The following is a 549-nucleotide window of genomic DNA, read 5'->3' as shown; positions in this document are numbered from 1 at the left end:
TTTACTTGTGTAGTTTTCTTCATGTTCCACGAAGTCAATGCCAACCATTTCGCACTTGTATCTTAGATAGGAGGTTAATCTCGCAAAAGGCATCTGAACAAACTTCTGGTTGTTCCTCTTGCCCATGCCGGATTCCTGTTTCCATCCGGCATTGTAGCCTACAATTAACCTACCTATCTTTTTCTCTACAAGCATGTCAACAATCTGGCGGCTGACCTTTTGGAAAGCATCCTCAAAGTAGCGGTCTCGCTTGTCGTACATACGAATGATTCTTCTTGTGCTTCGCTTTATGCCTTGCTTGTCTTTAATGGACTGCAAGTGAGAAAGTGTTTTGTTAAAATATTGATTATATGATTTGAGATATTTTCCGCTGAAGATAACACACCCTTCTTCAGTCACCATCGTAGCGAGATTATCAAGTCCAAGGTCAATGGCTGCGCATTTGTCCGTATCAACATCTGCGTGCTGTACGTCGTAGTCATAAACAATCTCAACCTTGATATTATGTCTATTAGGGAGCATACGCACCTGATTAAACTTGACAATGCG

1 protein-coding gene is annotated in these 549 nt (G+C 41.5%); it reads right to left on the bottom strand.

Annotation, left to right across the window (positions count from 1 at the left end; translation table 11 throughout):
- A partial coding sequence (locus ACTQ16_RS16770; RefSeq protein ID WP_441938573.1) for an RNA-guided endonuclease TnpB family protein occupies window positions 1–522 on the bottom strand: 522 nt, incomplete at its 3' end.
- Between the last annotated feature and the right edge of the window lie 27 nt (window positions 523–549).

The sequence above is a fragment of the Prevotella sp. LCP21S3_D2 genome (assembly GCF_052118345.1).
In the GTDB taxonomy this organism is placed as follows: Bacteria; Bacteroidota; Bacteroidia; order Bacteroidales; family Bacteroidaceae; genus Prevotella.
This window is presented reverse-complemented; position numbering and strand designations above follow the sequence as displayed.